General features: G+C 35.0%; 17 protein-coding genes. 4 read left to right on the top strand and 13 right to left on the bottom strand.

Annotated features, from left to right (window positions below; all coding sequences use genetic code 11):
* Positions 1–398: 398 nt before the first annotated feature.
* The 11 genes from LT143_RS06780 to LT143_RS06830 all read right to left on the bottom strand — a co-directional run bounded on the left by LT143_RS06780 (position 399) and on the right by LT143_RS06830 (position 9,318).
* Positions 399–758, bottom strand: a complete 360-nt coding sequence (locus LT143_RS06780) for a response regulator (protein WP_336296594.1) — start codon at positions 756–758, stop codon at positions 399–401.
* Positions 759–840: 82 nt separating this feature from the next.
* The gene (locus LT143_RS06785) at positions 841–1,128 is read right to left on the bottom strand and encodes an STAS domain-containing protein (RefSeq protein WP_246941562.1); all 288 of its coding nucleotides are present in this window, start codon (positions 1,126–1,128) and stop codon (positions 841–843) included.
* A 294-nt stretch (positions 1,129–1,422) separates the two neighbouring features.
* A complete protein-coding gene (locus LT143_RS06790) occupies positions 1,423–2,886 on the bottom strand; it encodes a SpoIIE family protein phosphatase (protein ID WP_246941565.1) in 1,464 nt (487 codons plus the stop codon).
* Between the two features lie 10 nt (positions 2,887–2,896).
* The gene (locus LT143_RS06795; protein WP_246941567.1) at positions 2,897–3,304 is read right to left on the bottom strand and encodes an ATP-binding protein; all 408 of its coding nucleotides are present in this window, start codon (positions 3,302–3,304) and stop codon (positions 2,897–2,899) included.
* A gap of 129 nt (positions 3,305–3,433) precedes the next feature.
* Positions 3,434–3,724, bottom strand: coding sequence for a putative quinol monooxygenase (locus LT143_RS06800; protein ID WP_246941569.1), 291 nt, complete (start codon positions 3,722–3,724; stop codon positions 3,434–3,436).
* A 12-nt stretch (positions 3,725–3,736) separates the two neighbouring features.
* Entirely contained in the window at positions 3,737–4,300 is a 564-nt protein-coding gene (locus LT143_RS06805) for a polysaccharide deacetylase family protein (protein ID WP_246941572.1), read from the bottom strand.
* Between the two features lie 100 nt (positions 4,301–4,400).
* Positions 4,401–5,867, bottom strand: a complete 1,467-nt coding sequence (gene dacB / locus LT143_RS06810) for a D-alanyl-D-alanine carboxypeptidase/D-alanyl-D-alanine endopeptidase (protein ID WP_246941574.1) — start codon at positions 5,865–5,867, stop codon at positions 4,401–4,403.
* 4 nt (positions 5,868–5,871) lie between these two features.
* Positions 5,872–8,400, bottom strand: a complete 2,529-nt coding sequence (locus LT143_RS06815) for a helicase-related protein (RefSeq protein WP_246941576.1) — start codon at positions 8,398–8,400, stop codon at positions 5,872–5,874.
* A 75-nt stretch (positions 8,401–8,475) separates the two neighbouring features.
* A complete protein-coding gene (locus tag LT143_RS06820; protein WP_246941578.1) occupies positions 8,476–8,664 on the bottom strand; it encodes a hypothetical protein in 189 nt (62 codons plus the stop codon).
* 177 nt (positions 8,665–8,841) lie between these two features.
* Positions 8,842–9,099, bottom strand: coding sequence for an OsmC family protein (locus LT143_RS06825; RefSeq protein ID WP_272495741.1), 258 nt, complete (start codon positions 9,097–9,099; stop codon positions 8,842–8,844).
* Between the two features lie 24 nt (positions 9,100–9,123).
* Positions 9,124–9,318: a hypothetical protein gene (locus LT143_RS06830; protein WP_246941580.1), complete on the bottom strand. Its 195-nt coding sequence runs from the start codon at positions 9,316–9,318 to the stop codon at positions 9,124–9,126.
* 130 nt (positions 9,319–9,448) lie between these two features.
* Between LT143_RS06830 and LT143_RS06835 the strand changes: the two genes are divergently transcribed.
* On the top strand, positions 9,449–9,769 hold the full coding sequence (locus tag LT143_RS06835; protein WP_246941582.1) for a hypothetical protein: 321 nt from the start codon (positions 9,449–9,451) through the stop codon (positions 9,767–9,769).
* A gap of 62 nt (positions 9,770–9,831) precedes the next feature.
* Here LT143_RS06835 and LT143_RS06840 read toward each other — a convergent pair whose 3' ends face one another.
* The gene (locus LT143_RS06840) at positions 9,832–10,602 is read right to left on the bottom strand and encodes a sporulation protein (protein ID WP_246941584.1); all 771 of its coding nucleotides are present in this window, start codon (positions 10,600–10,602) and stop codon (positions 9,832–9,834) included.
* Between the two features lie 40 nt (positions 10,603–10,642).
* Positions 10,643–11,368: a CBS domain-containing protein gene (locus tag LT143_RS06845; protein WP_246941587.1), complete on the bottom strand. Its 726-nt coding sequence runs from the start codon at positions 11,366–11,368 to the stop codon at positions 10,643–10,645.
* 141 nt (positions 11,369–11,509) lie between these two features.
* Between LT143_RS06845 and LT143_RS06850 the strand changes: the two genes are divergently transcribed.
* From LT143_RS06850 to LT143_RS06860, 3 genes are all read left to right on the top strand, one after another.
* Complete coding sequence (locus LT143_RS06850) at positions 11,510–12,280, top strand: alpha/beta fold hydrolase (RefSeq protein WP_246941589.1); 771 nt, start codon at positions 11,510–11,512, stop codon at positions 12,278–12,280.
* A 356-nt stretch (positions 12,281–12,636) separates the two neighbouring features.
* A complete protein-coding gene (locus LT143_RS06855; protein WP_418909819.1) occupies positions 12,637–13,671 on the top strand; it encodes a CapA family protein in 1,035 nt (344 codons plus the stop codon).
* Between the two features lie 111 nt (positions 13,672–13,782).
* Positions 13,783–14,715, top strand: coding sequence for a 3'-5' exonuclease (locus LT143_RS06860; RefSeq protein WP_246941593.1), 933 nt, complete (start codon positions 13,783–13,785; stop codon positions 14,713–14,715).
* Positions 14,716–14,835 lie beyond the last annotated feature (120 nt).

Genomic DNA, 14,835 nt, shown 5'->3' on the forward strand with positions numbered 1-14,835 from the left:
AAGAGGTTGGGACATAACTAATTGTGACTTCCTCAAACACGAATATTTAAATGTTCATATATATTTGTTTTTGAATACTTTTGTTACTTATTAATCTGCTTACCTTGAAAAACAAATGCGTTCCATTGCGCTGCAGACCCTCGCTTTCCGCGGGGAGAAAGTCGAGCCTCCTCGGCTTCGCCTGCGGGGTCTCGACCCTTTCTCTTTTTCCCGCAGGAGTCGAGTGTCTTCCGCTTCATTTCACTAATTTATTAAATATAGTTTGCACTAACAAAAAAAAGACCCGAACTATAAAGTGAAAAATCCACTAAATAGTTTGGGTTTTTAATTAACTGGAATACTTATGTCCCAACCTCTCAGCATATTCTTTACGGAAGCAACAATCTATAAAAAGAACCTCATGGAAAAAGCTTCTTTAGTGCATCAGCAATTCGATCAGGAGTAAAAGGTTTAACAATAAAATCTTTAGCCCCCGCTTGTATTGCATCTACTACCATGGCTTGCTGCCCCATTGCGGAACACATAATAATTGTTGCCGTTGGATCAAATGCTTTTATTTCCCTCACAGCTTGTACACCATCCATAATAGGCATAGTTATATCCATTGTAACGAGGTCGGGTTTTAATTGCTTATACTGTTCAACAGCCTTAAGTCCATTCTCAGCTTCACCCACTACCTCGTGTCCCGCTTTTGTTACCATATCTCTCAATTGCATTCTCATAAATGCTGCATCATCTGTTATTAATACTTTTGCCACCGGTTACTCCCCCTCACCCTTAATCTACATATATAGGGAAATTATACTTAGACATCAATGAGTGGAAAATAGTCATCTATTCCTATTTCTCTTCTTGATGGATCTCAAATAATGTATGCAGCCGTGTAATTTGCAAGATATCCATAAGTTTCTCATTAACTTTAGTAAGTCTCAGGTTTTTCTCTTGGTTTATTACTTCATGGTACAGCACCATAAGTATGGATACACCTATACTATCCATATGAGTAACAAGGGAGAAATCAAGTTCAAGTCCTTCTTGATTATTTCTAAGCTCTTCAAGAAGGATTTCTTGGATCCTTCGTTGGTTTGTGTAATTGATATGAGATTCTTGTATTTGATATGTATTCATAACTGACCTTCCTTACAATAGCCTCTTTTCTAAAACTTTGTTGATTTTCAAGCTAATACTATTACCCTTTTTATTCTTATGGCTCTGTTAAAACTTGTTGTTGATTTTCGTTCCAGGACACTCGCTTTCCGTGGGCGAGTCCGGGAGCCTCCTCGGCGAAAACCGTGCCTGTGGAGTCTACAAGGACAAAGTGAACTTCCTTTGTCCGCGACCCGCTCTCCCACAGGAGTCTCGCGTCCTTCCACTTCAATCAACTCTGCTAAAAATCAACACTGTACTTTAACACAGCCATTCTTATAATAAATCAATATGAATGACACAAATATCATCCTTTGGCATATATTGATACTGATCTAATAGCATGTCCACCTTCTTTACCAGTAAGACTTCAGCTAAATCTTCTTTAGTCATCTGCATATGTTCTAGTAATCCGTCTGTGTATAGAACTATTTCTGAATTTACTTCATAAGGAATTATAGATGTCTCAAAGGAAACCTCCTCTAACATTCCAACTGGAATTGTAGTCGATGGAAGAAACAAGAAATCCTCATTATTTTTTATAATAAAGTCAGGATGACCAGCATTTACATACTCAATTTTCTTTTCTCTTGTATCAATCAAGAGATAAACGGCAGTAAAGTAGTATTTTGTCACTTCTAGATCAAGATCATCAGCAAACATATTAAAGATTAATTTATTTAACTGAGTCATAACTTCAGAAGGAGTATATATATCCCTTTGAAGTAACGAGACTATTTCAGTATGCAACGACATAGTCAACAAAGAGGATGAAATACCATGTCCCATAACATCAATGATAAAGACTCCATATAAACCCTCATAAATTTGAAACCATTTATAAAGATCTCCACCTAATTCATGTGAGGGTTTATAAAAGCCTGTAATCGTTATGTCTGTCTCTATAATTGGTTTACTTAGCAGTAATTGTTGGAGGTTCCTCGCAACCTTTAAGTCATTCTCTAGTTCCATCTCTAAAATTTTACGTGTTGTGATATCTCTTTGAATCCCAATAAAATATTCAGTCTTTCCATTTTGTGATGTAACCGGACTAATTGTAAGTTCATTCCAAAAAGTGGTACGGTCTTTCCGATAATTTAGTAATTCTTCATGAACACGAGTTTGACCGTTAATACTCTCTCTTATTTTATTAACCGTTTCGCAGTTAGTTCGTGGTCCTTGAAGAAGTCGGCAGTTTCGCCCTAGGACTTCTTTCTTCTGGTAGCCTGTCATTTTTGTAAATCCTTCATTAACATAGACTATTGGGTTATCTTCTAATTTAGGATCTGTAATTAGAATTCCCACTCCACTTTGATTCATTGCCTGAACTAACAACTCGTTATACTCTAGCAATTCTCCTTTTTCGTGTTCCCATATATACTCTTTTGTGAGATCCCTAAGAATAAGGTATAAATAATCCGTATTATCCTGTTGAATTAGCTTACAATTTACACTTAAAATAATTTCTTCTTCTCTGTCATTGAAGGCTCTAATCTTAATTACCTTAACTGTGCCTCGCATGACCTCTGGGAAAATTTCTAAGCAATACTCTAAGGAGTCTGACGTAAGCTTATTCTTATTATAGAAGTGATGCCCAATTAAGTCCTCCTTTTGTATTCCGAACATTTTTACACTCGTATCATTTGCATACACGTAAAAACCTTGAGAATCTAATATCATAATAGAATCTGGGGAATACTCAATTAATTCATTCACTAATTCCAATACTTTAAATTCCATGATCCTCACCCTATTTTAGTTGAAAAATTAATAACACGTTTCGTCCATTATCTGAATACTGAATCTCATCTGCACATTTCTTCATAATAGCTATTCCTCTACCACGAATTGAAGTAATATGTTGATGAAAATATTGATCAGGATCACCTATCATGTTAAGTCTACTCTTAAAATCAAAACCTACTCCATTATGCGTTAATTCCAAAATTAATTGTTTCTTCTTGATGATAATGGAGAGCGTAATTACTAGAGAATCGTTTGTCTTCTCAGTATGTTCAAACACATTATTGACTGCTTCTACAATTGAAATTATGACATAGTTTTTTAAGGTCGACGAATAGTTGTTTAAGAATTCTTCAAGATTCTTTAAAACTTCGTGAAATTTAGGATATGTTGAAAATGTATATTGAATGTCCATAAATTAAGTTGCACCTATTGGTTACCTTTTTCTCTAGTCTCCCTAATTACCAAATATTTTATGACCCGGTTTAAAAAACCTAACAAAAAAACTGAACGTGAGTAACACTCGTTCAGCTTCTTGTTTTAGTTATTGTTTAACAGCCTCATATTTAACCACTTGAGCTGGCTCTTGAAAATATTCTTTCGCCATCTTCCCAAATTCTTTAAAGTGAGGAGTGTTGAAGTGGAATGTAACAGCTTCTGCATCTTTCCATTCTTCTAACATTACAAATTTATTTGGTTTCGTCGTATCCTCATAGAGTTGATACGAGATATTCCCTTCTTCCGCCTGTGAATTTTCCACTAAGCTTACAACATCTCTTAAAAACTCATTGCGAGATGCTTCTTTCACAAAAATATGTGCGTGAATAACAATCATCCTTTTTCCCCCTTATGATATGAGTTCAAATTCATACCCTTGATTTCTAATTTCATCTATTAATTCTGGTAAGATCATGGTTGTTTGTTTTAACTCATGAAGTAAAATGATAGATCCTTCCTGTAGATGACTTATAATGTTTGTTTTAATACATGTTGGATTCTCCTGATGATTCCAATCATATGAAGTTAAATCCCACATTACAGGTGTAAGATTTAAATCATGAAGTATCTCCATCGTATCTTCATTATATTGTCCAAAGGGAGGTCTAAAGTATTTCACTTGTCCTCCTGTAATCGTTTCAATCTTCTCTACACTGCCTTGAATATGTCGATACTGCAACTCCTTCGTTAAAGAAGTCAAATTAGTATGGTTAGATGCATGAGAACCGATAAGATGACCGTCCTTCAACACACGTTTCCAAGGTCTTCCATTATATAATAACCTTGATTGCCAAAAGAATAAAGCCTTAACTTGCTTTTCCTTTAAAATGTCCAAGATGAGAGGTAAATGCTTTCCGGGCCCATCATCAAAGGTTAACATTACTTTTTTACCAGAAGGTTTTATTTGGTTCAAATTAATAAGCCACCGTTTATCTCCTAGATCGTACACGATCTCCTCTTTAACAACTCATGGGTTATTCATCATACTACTTATCTCCTGTCATTCCATCTGCTTAACTTTGGTTTACAAGAATCTCAATGAAACGATCTTCAAGCTGTTTGCCTTTATCTTCATCTACCAAGTTATTTAGAATGATACTAAACACATATTGTCTTTCTTCATCTATGTGCACATAACCGGATAAAGAGCTCACACTTGTTAACGTACCTGTCTTTGCTCTTACAACTGCTTCATGTTGTACCGTATTCATCCTGTGTAACAGAGTCCCCGCTAATAAACGGTCACTTGTACCTGCTAAGGGTAATGCTTGTAAGAAATCATCATACCATAATTCATTTTGAATGCCATGCAAAAGGCTAGTTAGGTCATTTGCTGAAACCAAATTTACGTGTGAAATCCCAGAACCATCCCTAAGAACCACCTTGGAGGGGTCTATACCCCATTTTTTTATTTGCTCTTTAACAACCTCTATACCCTTTTCCCAGCTGCCTTCACCTTTTTGAACTCTAGCCATTTCTTTTATCAAGACTTCTCCGTGTCCATTATTACTAAACTTTAAGAAAGGAATTAATAGTTCAGATAATGTCATAGATGAGTGAGAAAGTAAGAGGCTAGCGTTCTCCGGAGTTTCACCAAGCAGGATGTTACCTTTCAATATAATACCTTGTGCTTTAAGCAACTCATTCAAATGGTGAATAACATAATGACTAGGTTCCCAAACAGAAATCCATTCCTTTACCCGAACACCATTCTTAGGGATCACGCCCTCTATCATAATTGTATTCTCACCATGTTTCCTTGAGACCTCAAGCGTATTTTCTACATCATCTTTACCGGTGGAGGCTCGATTTTCAAGCTTTAGATAACTTGAAGAAGGTTTAATAGATACAGTAGGCGGTTCTCCGGCTTTAAGAGATGGCTTCACTTCTACAATGACTGTTCCCGCATCATAATCGTCATTTGGAGACAGATTAATAGCAGAAATTTGGGCTCCGTAATATGTAGTTTCATCACTCCATGGAAGATCAACTGAAAGCCTTACTTCATCAAACCATGAATCATCTCCAATAAGGTTCCCTTGTATTTCCGTTAATTCTTTTTCTTTAAGATCAGCAACCATTTGTTCAAGATCACTTGTCAGTAATGTTGGATCACCTTTTCCCTTAAAGTAGAGATTACCTTTTAAGATTCCTTGATTAATTGTACCGTCCATTAGCATTTCTGTATCAAAAGTATGATCTTTACCAAGCACAGATAAGGCGGAAGCCGCAGTAATAAGTTTTAAATTTGATGCAGGGCGGAGTCTAGTAGATCCATTGTGTTCATAAAGTATCTTACCAGTAGCTGAATCTCTAATACTGACACCTACAATGCCTCCTAAAATGGAGGAATCAGTTAATAAAAGTTGGTCAATCTTCTGGTTTAATGTTTGCTGCTCCTCACTAGCAAGTATGGATTGAGGAACACCAAATACTAATGAACTAATGACTATGAATAGGACAAGAATGTTTTTGAACATTTGATTATTCTCTCCTTTTTCGGTTATAGACCCTTTTATACTCATACCTTTTCTGATGACAAGAATCACAAATATGAAAAGTAAAAGCAGTAGGAAGAGCTGCCCCACAAATTCTGCATTTTCGTTGTTTAGTTTGTACATTTGTTCTTAGTGAATCATGAATTTTGTCACTTATCTCCATTCTGATTTTTTCCCAATAAGCGGTTTCAGTCCGTTGATCCAATTTATACAAAAACAATAAATGTAATCCAACAGCCTTGTACGACAGCTCTAATTCTTCTAGATTATCCAGCTTAATGACGGGCTCTGGAAGTTCTCCGCCCTCTACTATAGATTTCAGTTTTTCATACCACTGCTTGGCAAGTACTGGCTCATAGGAAGAGAACGGCAAATGTAAGAAGCCATATAAATCTTGAATTGACATACGTGCCTCAATCATTGTACCTTCCACCATTTGATAAAGTACACGTTCCTCAGCTAGGGTTGCTTTTTTCGTTCCATCTGGACTCTCATAGGAATCCCATAAATAAAAAAAGTCCCCAAGACTTCTGGAATACTTTTGGAATCGTTCAAGCACTTCAAACGTAGGAGCTATAGCAAATGTTTGTATCGGTTCATCCACTTGATTTAAAAGAGCTGACATCTGCCTTATGTCTTCTGAAAATGCTACTCTTCCTACATTATAGAGTCCCTTCCGTCCGGCTCTACCTGCTATTTGCTTTACTTCCTGAGATGTTAATCTTCTCCGTGTCGTTCCGTCAAATTTCTCATTTTCCAAGAAGACAATTCGTCGGATTGGTAGATTTAAACCCATTCCAATTGCATCTGTTGCAACTATTATTGAATTTATACCTTCAATAAACAACTGAATTTGCTTTCTTCTTGTTTCCGGTGGCATACTACCATAAATCATACTTACCTTTTTACCTTCCCTTTGTAGAAGCGAAGCTGTTTCTAGAACCCTTCTTCTTGAAAAGCATATAAGAGCATCGCCCTTTTTGGCGTACTTTAACTTAAATTCTTGATCTTCCACTTTCAAAGGAGTATCCCTTACATATTCCTTTATCGTGATATTAGATTTGCCAACTAGCTGTAAGATCATCGCTCTCATACTATAGCTTCCTATAATATGCACTTCTTTAGCATTGGCCTTTGTAATGGCCTTATACCATGCAAATCCGCGGTCCTTATCCGCAATCATTTGAGATTCGTCAATTACAACAATCTCATAAAAATCCTTTTCATGAAACATTTCCACGGTAGATGCAATATGGTGGGCACCTGGTATAATTTTTTCTTCTTCCCCTGTTTTTAATGAGCACGCGACTCCTTCGTTGTTTAACTTATCAAACACTTCAAGTGCTAATAATCGTAATGGAGCAAGGTACATTCCACTATTGGCAGACATCATTCTTTGCAAAGCCTGATAGGTTTTTCCTGTATTAGTTTCGCCTACATGTAGGGTAAAATGAATGTTACTGTTTAATGAAGAATTGTATACTTGACCAAATATATCTTCTAGCATACGAGCTTCCTCTTCTTTTTGTCGTTCTTGTTCAAGGAGCTCTTCTTTCATTTTAACTTCACGGAGATTAAGATCTCTAAAAAGGATTTCTTTATGTTGACCTTGATCAAATGGTATCTTTTCTAACTCTATTAAGTCCTCTACATATTCATCTAAGAGCTCATCAAATATCTCACTGCTAAAAGAGTGTAGTGTTTGTGCATAATAAACTCGTAATTTCTCAGGAGTAAGCAGTACACCATATCCTTTTTGGTACTTTTCTTTTACTTCACTAGAGAGGAGCGGAACAAGAAAAGAAGGTGAATAATTTAACATGTAGTCATACACTAACGTTCGATATTTATCCTCAGGGTCTACTTCAAACATATAGTCATATGCATTTCTTTGTAAGTTCTCTTCTAATTCTTGATACAGCAGTTTTTCAAAGGTCATTAATTTATGATCTAGGATATAGCTATTTTTGTGTATGTCCATGCTTATTTTTCTTGCCATAAAATAACGAACATTAATGTAGAACTCAATAAAGTGTTCTGTAAATAATTTGTCGAGTTCCTTTTCTAGCAACAAATTAGCATGATTCTTCAATTCGAGTTCTTGTCTCTTTTTTTCACGTTTAAAAAACGCTTCTCTAGCAGTTTTATAACGTGCTTCCCAATTTTCCTTATTGGTGCTAAAGACTTCATTAAGCCAAGACGTAACATCAAAGGCGTGATAATTTTTTATTTCTGTTCGAAATAATTGATTAATCTGTTTCCTACTTAGATTATCTATATCAAGTTGTTGATTATTTGATAAATATGATCTCTTTTCTTTCAGAGAAGTATGACTTGCCGCTATATTAACCCATACATTGCTCCATATTTGGACAATAATATGTTCACGATCAACTAAGTATTGTTCAAACGTTGGTACTGATTCAGACTTTTCTAGGTAGCGATTAAGATCCTCGTATACTTTTTCTTTCGTCTGATGAATAGCTCTACTATGCAGAGAAGATAAATTTGTCACAAGCCTAACCCCTATTTTAAAGAATATATATATAGTAGTGCCCTCAATAGAAGGATTTTACAAAAAAATGATATTTTATCTCTTACTCTGTTTCTGCTTCTTCATCACTTCATACGACTTTTCAATAATGTCTGTCAGTACATCTCCTTTATACACTCTACCGAACTTTAAGTTCTCCTGGTAATAGTCCACAATTTCGTCGAGTTTGTTTGAAGTTTCTTTCGATATTCTAACATTCAACTGCAATCTTTGAGCATCATTCATTGCTACATTCTTCCTTTCATGTGATATCTTTTTGCTAGCACTTTGCTATCTATATAATTATAGTGAAATAAATCATTCTTTCCAAGCATTTTTAATGATTATTGAAACTATACTAAAGGCATTTAGTAAAAAAAGTTTTCTTTTGCTATATAAAAAAAGCCTCTAAAATTGAGGCTTTTAAATCTCTTCGTCATACTCTTCTATGTGCCAAGTGTGTATAAATTCAACACTCCCTCTTAGCGTTTGGGCAACAGGGCAGCCCTTTTCAAATACTTGTAATGCCCGTTCCGCTGCATCTGTTTTTCCAATTGGTACTCTAACTTCATAATGGCACTCCATTTTTGTAATTTTTAACACTCCCTCTGGAGCTTCAATTGTGCCAACAATTGAGGTTTTTACCTTGTTAGGATAAGGTGGAATTTTACGCGCTGCCAGCGCGCCAGATAAAGTACCTGTAAGTCAGCCACCTGCAGCTGCAACTATGTGATCTAATGTGGATGGATATTCTTTCTCTGGTTTAAACCCATAAAAATCCTGTACTCCACCGTGTACACCATAATCAATAGGTTGAGCAAATTTGCCTATGTAAGCCAATCGATGAGGTGGTTTTTCTTGCGTAATAATGATTTTGGTCAGTTCTATTGGTCTACTCATGAGAACCCTCCTTATAATTTATTTATTCTATACACATGAGGAAAAAACCTGTAAGCAATTCCCTACATAAAAACATATGCAATTCTACAAGCTATTATTGAAAAGATATAGATAAAAGGAGTGGGCTTACATGAACATTTTAAATACTATCATTTCACTTTTAACAAATAGCAGCAGAGGAAATGATTGGATGAGCATGTTTACAAAAAAGACAAACCAGCGTTCAGGTTGGTCTATAGTTGGATATATTCTTATAGGTACGGCAATTGGGATGATTACCCGAAATTCAAACCGTACTCAAATCATGGATACGACAAAAGACTTTTTTGAACGAATTCAAACGCAAACAAAGGAAGCGTTGGAACCAAAGATTAATTTAGGCACAGTTGAATTTGGCGAAGAATTAACAAATTTCAAGACGGCCCCTGTACTTGAACCAAAGAAAGATTAATAAAAGGAAAAAGCTCATCTAAAATGATGAGCTTTTTTATGAGGTTGTATCGTAATGATCCTTTAAGAATATCGTTTAATCACATTCGCCAATTTAGATGTCATAGTTGGAATGTCACTTTGATTGACCGTCAATCGAACATTACTCTCGTCCATTTCAAAAGCTTCTGCTAAGAAGCTTCCTAGTCCTCTTGCTTTTCGATCAACCTGCAAGTATACTTCCACTTCCGAACTCGATTTTGGAATGAAGACAACTTCTAATTCATCTAGTTTTCCACGGAATGTCCCACTCGTTGGAATAAATTCAAATTCCTGAACAAACGCTTGAGAAGCTCTCAAATATCTAGGGGACTCTTCACACTCTACTTCTCGTAACCTAAAGCCAAGTTCCTGTACTGAATTTAAAACTGCTTTCATGACCATTAAAGGTTGTACGTCAATAAAGTCTTTATCAGTTGGATCAATCGCATTTTTTATATCAAGACCTGTATGTATCCAAACCCTTGTTTTCCCTTGAGTTACAGGGGTTATAAAAGGTAATGTGAATGTAAACGGAATTTCCTTTTTTTCATTTGGAGAAATTGTAAAATTCTCCAGCACTTTATATTTTCCAATCACGGCAGTTTGTAGATATTTCTTATCATCTGATTCCTTTACATACTGAGTTAATAATGAGAGGTAAATCTCATCAATAGGTTGCTCGATGTTCCCACCGACAACCTCGATGATTCCAGTGATTTCTTCACCAACTACGAACTGACTCTTTGAAAGTTTAGTATCGACCCTAGCTGCACCAATTCCTACACTTGCTAAAACCTTATTAAAAATAGACATTTGTCATCCTCCTATTTGTAAGTAAACATTCTCTAGAAAACTAGTCTAAAGTATAGTCAATTTCAATTAGATCCCACGCTGTAATTAGACCAAGTGGAGACTCATTTGGAGAGCCGTTCTCAGTTATAACAACAGCTTCTAGCGTTTGCTTTTCCTTGTGAGCTAACTCAAAGTAATCCTCTATCTCAAAAATATTAATTGACTTTGAAACAAATTTTAATGGGTGTTCCTTTTCAAATTGCATAATATCACTTACATGAATATCGGATAAGGTAACAATACTATTCACCATATTGGTGGCCATCCATTTAACAATAGATTCTGTTGTTAATAATCCTATACAAGTTTTCCCTTTATAGATTGGATATTGTGAGTAGGAGAACTCCTTAATACCTTGAATTACTTTGACAATTGTATCATCATACTGAAATGCGACAACTTGTTTAGTTGCGATGCTTAAAGCATGATTTGGCTTATTAAAGATTGCGGCAATTTTTTCAATATGATCCACTACATTGTCATGAGGCTCTGCAATATATTGGCCCACTTCTAACTTATCATGGACAAGTGCATTTCTTAACTTCGCATACTGTTCTAAATCATCTTTATATGTATCAATCATTTGATGACTCTTTGCACCTACTCTTACTAGAACAACAAATCGGTCATCTTTTATTTTTACAATTCTCTTTAAAGCATCGTGTATTTGATTAAAGGCCACTTCAAACCGTTCTGCCAGGTTGATGTCTTTACTTGACGTAATCATATTTTATCCCCCTTGCTTACTTCCATTATACAACGTTTTAGTCCCTCATCACTAGATTTTTGAGTTTAACAGGAAATTCATACATGTTATATAAACTGTAAGTAGTGTAAAACTATTAGAAAAATGAGGAGAAGTTATCCTATGAAATCAGTCATCATTAATCAAGAAAGAATGGCATATGAGGATATAGGAACGGGCGAACCTATATTGTTTATTCACCCGCCTGGTATGGGAAGAAAAGTGTTTGAAAAACAGAAACCATTATCAACAAAGTTTAGACTCATTCTTCCCGATTTAGTTGGACAAGGTGATAGTTCCTTTCATGAAGGTTCGGAAGTATCTGTAAAACGGTTCTCGGAAGATCTTGTATTCCTTATGGATGAGTTGCACATAAATAGCTGTATCATTTTTGGTTACTCAGCAGGTGGTATTATCTCACAATACTTAGCCATACATTTTCCTGAAAGAGTAAAGGCATTAATATTATCTGGGGCTTATCCAAATGTAAATAATTTTATATTTAAAACAGAACATAAACTAGGAATTTATGCCATTAAAAAAAATAAACATTTTATATCAAGTGTAATAGCTAAAAGTCATACAAAGGAAAAAGAGTTTCGTCTTGTGCTGAAAGAACATATGATGAAATCGAACGCAGATGTTTGGAAAGAATTTTATGAAGAATCACTCCATTTTAATTGTAAAGACCAAGTCAGAAATATCCAAGTATCTGTACTTCTTATATATGGAAGTAAAGCCGACCAGATTAATACACACATTAAATTTTATAAAAAGCATTTACCTAGTCATCAAATTCATGTCATTAAAGGAGAAACACACCAATTACCTACTCGTCGTTCGAGTGAAGTTAACGATCTCGTTACACAATTTTTAATGAATAGTTTAAATTGAAGGGTTCTGAGATTTTCTCAGAGCTTATTTTTTTCCTCCTTTTCAACATTCAGTTCTAGGCTGGGAACCGAATGAATACAAAAGTAAAGGATATTAATTATAGGCTCTTGCATAATTTGAGAAACAGCTCGAAACACTTGCATTATTTAGCTTTTTTTAGAATGTTTTGACTGCTTTTGTCACCATGAAGGGTTATAGGTATTTAATCCCGTATTACTACAATTAATATCCACCTTTTACTTAAAATGGAATTTAATTGGAGGACTATAATGCGGTCAGCAAAGCTTTTCTTACCTATATTTATTTTAATAATGATTAGTGGTTGTAGTGGCATTACCATTACTAGTATGGGAGAAATGGATCAAAATCGTTCTGAACAATTAATAGTTAAGAACCTCCCTAATACATATTATCCTGCGATTGAAAAGTCAACACCTCCTAAACCTGTCATTACCACACTTACGCTTAGCACGGCTGGAGACTTTACAATTGGCAGTGATGAAAGCTTTGGGTATAATCAGACATTTATTCATGAAGCAGATCGGAATGGACTTGAGTTTTTCGTAGAAAACATTAAAACACTTTTTAGTGAGGATGATTTCACGTCGGTAAACTTAGAGACAACTTTAACCAATTCTTCACAAAAAGCGCAGAAAAAATTTCGTTTTAAAGGTAATCCAGAATATACTGAGATCTTGTCTTTAGGTAGTATTGAGGCTGTCAACCTTGCAAATAATCATACGTACGATTATTTAGAAAAAGGCTATACTGACACAATTGAAAACCTAAATAAACATAATATCGGTCACTTTGGTAACGGTCAGAGCTATCGAACAACGATTAAGGATATTCAAATCGCAGCACTTGGTTACAATGGGTGGAATGATACAAAGGAAATAAGAGATCAGATACAAAAAGATATTCAGACCCACCGTGAGAAAGGCGCACAATTAATTATCGTCCATTTTCACTGGGGAGAAGAAAGAAGCTATGTTCCAAATTCAACTCAGACATCTCTTGGAAGATTTACGATAGACCAAGGGGCGGATTTAGTTGTAGGTCACCACCCACATGTGGTTCAAGGAATTGAAGAATATAATGGAAAATTTATTGTTTATAGCTTAGGAAACTTTATGTTTGGTGGGAATCGTAACCCATCTGACAAAGATACATTTGTATTTCAGCAGGTATTCCATTTTGAGGATGGAGAGCTACTTGACCAAAAAGAAATTAAGGTCATACCGTTTCGTATTTCCTCTACTACCGCAAGAAACAATTATCAACCAACTCCGCTTACAGGCGAAGAAGCAAAAAGAGTGTTATCCAAGATATATAAGTTATCAGCTCAAATAAGCGAACCAAAATGGATTGTTTCAGACACTTCTAATTAGGACAGATAATGTCAAAATTTCTACTAAGCATTATTGGACTAAGGAAAATATTTGTGTCTTCTTCTTTTATCAGTACTCCTTTATAATTTTGTTAAGGAAAGGAGGAGACAAATGGCTAAGATAAAACAATTTGTATTCTTTGATTTTGAAATGCTTTGTTCTAATCAAGGTATGCCTTTTGAAGACATGGAGGCTATTAGACTAGGTGCAGTGAAATATAATCTTCACACAGAAGAAATTGAATTATTTGATCGGTACATTAAACCAGTTAACAACTCTCCACTTAGTCCTTTCTGTAAAAGATTAACCGGGATTAACGATGATAATTTAAAGGATGCGTCTAAGTTTGACGTAGTTATGTTTGATTTTTTAGCCTGGGTAAATGGCATAAAGAAATCTCATTTTTATTCATGGTCACCAAGTGACTTAAGCCGTCTACAATATGACTCTGTACGACACCAACTACCAACTTCAATTTTCAAGAAAATAAATGAAAGATATACCGATTTTCAGGCAGTCGTAACAAAAAGAGTGACGAAAAATCCTTGTTCTGTTGAAAATGCTTTAAAATTATTTGAATTAGAATTTATCGGTGAACCCCATAATCCCATGTATGATGCCTTAAATACTTTTCGTGTATTTCAAGAATTCGAAACAAACAAGAGACTAACCGATCTAATTATGCTCAAACAATTTCTATTCAATGGTCAGTTACCAGAAGACCCTAAAAAGATTAATATACTAATAAAACAAATGTTACGTGAAGATATTGATCTGATAAATAGGGAACATCATGAATTTTTAAAGTTAAAAGATAGCTTAAAATTTTTAAAGAAGGTTAAAGGTATTATAAGTAAATACGAAAACATAGTTATTAACCGTTCTGGAATTTTTTCTATTGAACTAAGACATGATATCAGCCTATTCATAGAATGGTATCGTCAACTTCTATGTTCCTATGAAGAACACTTTCATTATGCCTCTCGTATAGTTATTTGGGACGAACAAATAACTAGAGGACTAAAACAATTATCTGCCCTATGAAGGTTGATTTACTTCTTCCTTCTACATATATAAGTTTTGAATACCATATCTATCGTTTTGAAAAAGAACAACATAAAAAAACCTTTTGTACAACAAAAGGCCTGATCAAAAAGGTTTATA

Origin of the sequence: Bacillus pinisoli (assembly GCF_023036475.1) — a bacterium.
GTDB lineage: Bacteria > Bacillota > Bacilli > Bacillales > SA4 > Bacillus_BS > Bacillus_BS pinisoli.

Bases quoted from the DNA above. Each gene is read 5' to 3' on its own strand.
- LT143_RS06790 (WP_246941565.1), bottom strand. From the start codon at position 2,886: ATGGAATTTAAAGTATTGGAATTAGTGAATGAATTAATTGAGTATTCC.
- LT143_RS06835 (WP_246941582.1), top strand. From the start codon at position 9,449: ATGAACATTTTAAATACTATCATTTCACTTTTAACAAATAGCAGCAGA.
- LT143_RS06860 (WP_246941593.1), top strand. From the start codon at position 13,783: ATGGCTAAGATAAAACAATTTGTATTCTTTGATTTTGAAATGCTTTGT.
- LT143_RS06800 (WP_246941569.1), bottom strand. From the start codon at position 3,724: ATGATTGTTATTCACGCACATATTTTTGTGAAAGAAGCATCTCGCAAT.
- LT143_RS06820 (WP_246941578.1), bottom strand. From the start codon at position 8,664: ATGAATGATGCTCAAAGATTGCAGTTGAATGTTAGAATATCGAAAGAA.
- LT143_RS06830 (WP_246941580.1), bottom strand. From the start codon at position 9,318: ATGAGTAGACCAATAGAACTGACCAAAATCATTATTACGCAAGAAAAA.
- LT143_RS06855 (WP_418909819.1), top strand. From the start codon at position 12,637: ATGGATCAAAATCGTTCTGAACAATTAATAGTTAAGAACCTCCCTAAT.
- dacB (WP_246941574.1), bottom strand. From the start codon at position 5,867: ATGTTCAAAAACATTCTTGTCCTATTCATAGTCATTAGTTCATTAGTA.
- LT143_RS06840 (WP_246941584.1), bottom strand. From the start codon at position 10,602: ATGTCTATTTTTAATAAGGTTTTAGCAAGTGTAGGAATTGGTGCAGCT.
- LT143_RS06845 (WP_246941587.1), bottom strand. From the start codon at position 11,368: ATGATTACGTCAAGTAAAGACATCAACCTGGCAGAACGGTTTGAAGTG.
- LT143_RS06785 (WP_246941562.1), bottom strand. From the start codon at position 1,128: ATGAATACATATCAAATACAAGAATCTCATATCAATTACACAAACCAA.
- LT143_RS06795 (WP_246941567.1), bottom strand. From the start codon at position 3,304: ATGGACATTCAATATACATTTTCAACATATCCTAAATTTCACGAAGTT.
- LT143_RS06850 (WP_246941589.1), top strand. From the start codon at position 11,510: ATGAAATCAGTCATCATTAATCAAGAAAGAATGGCATATGAGGATATA.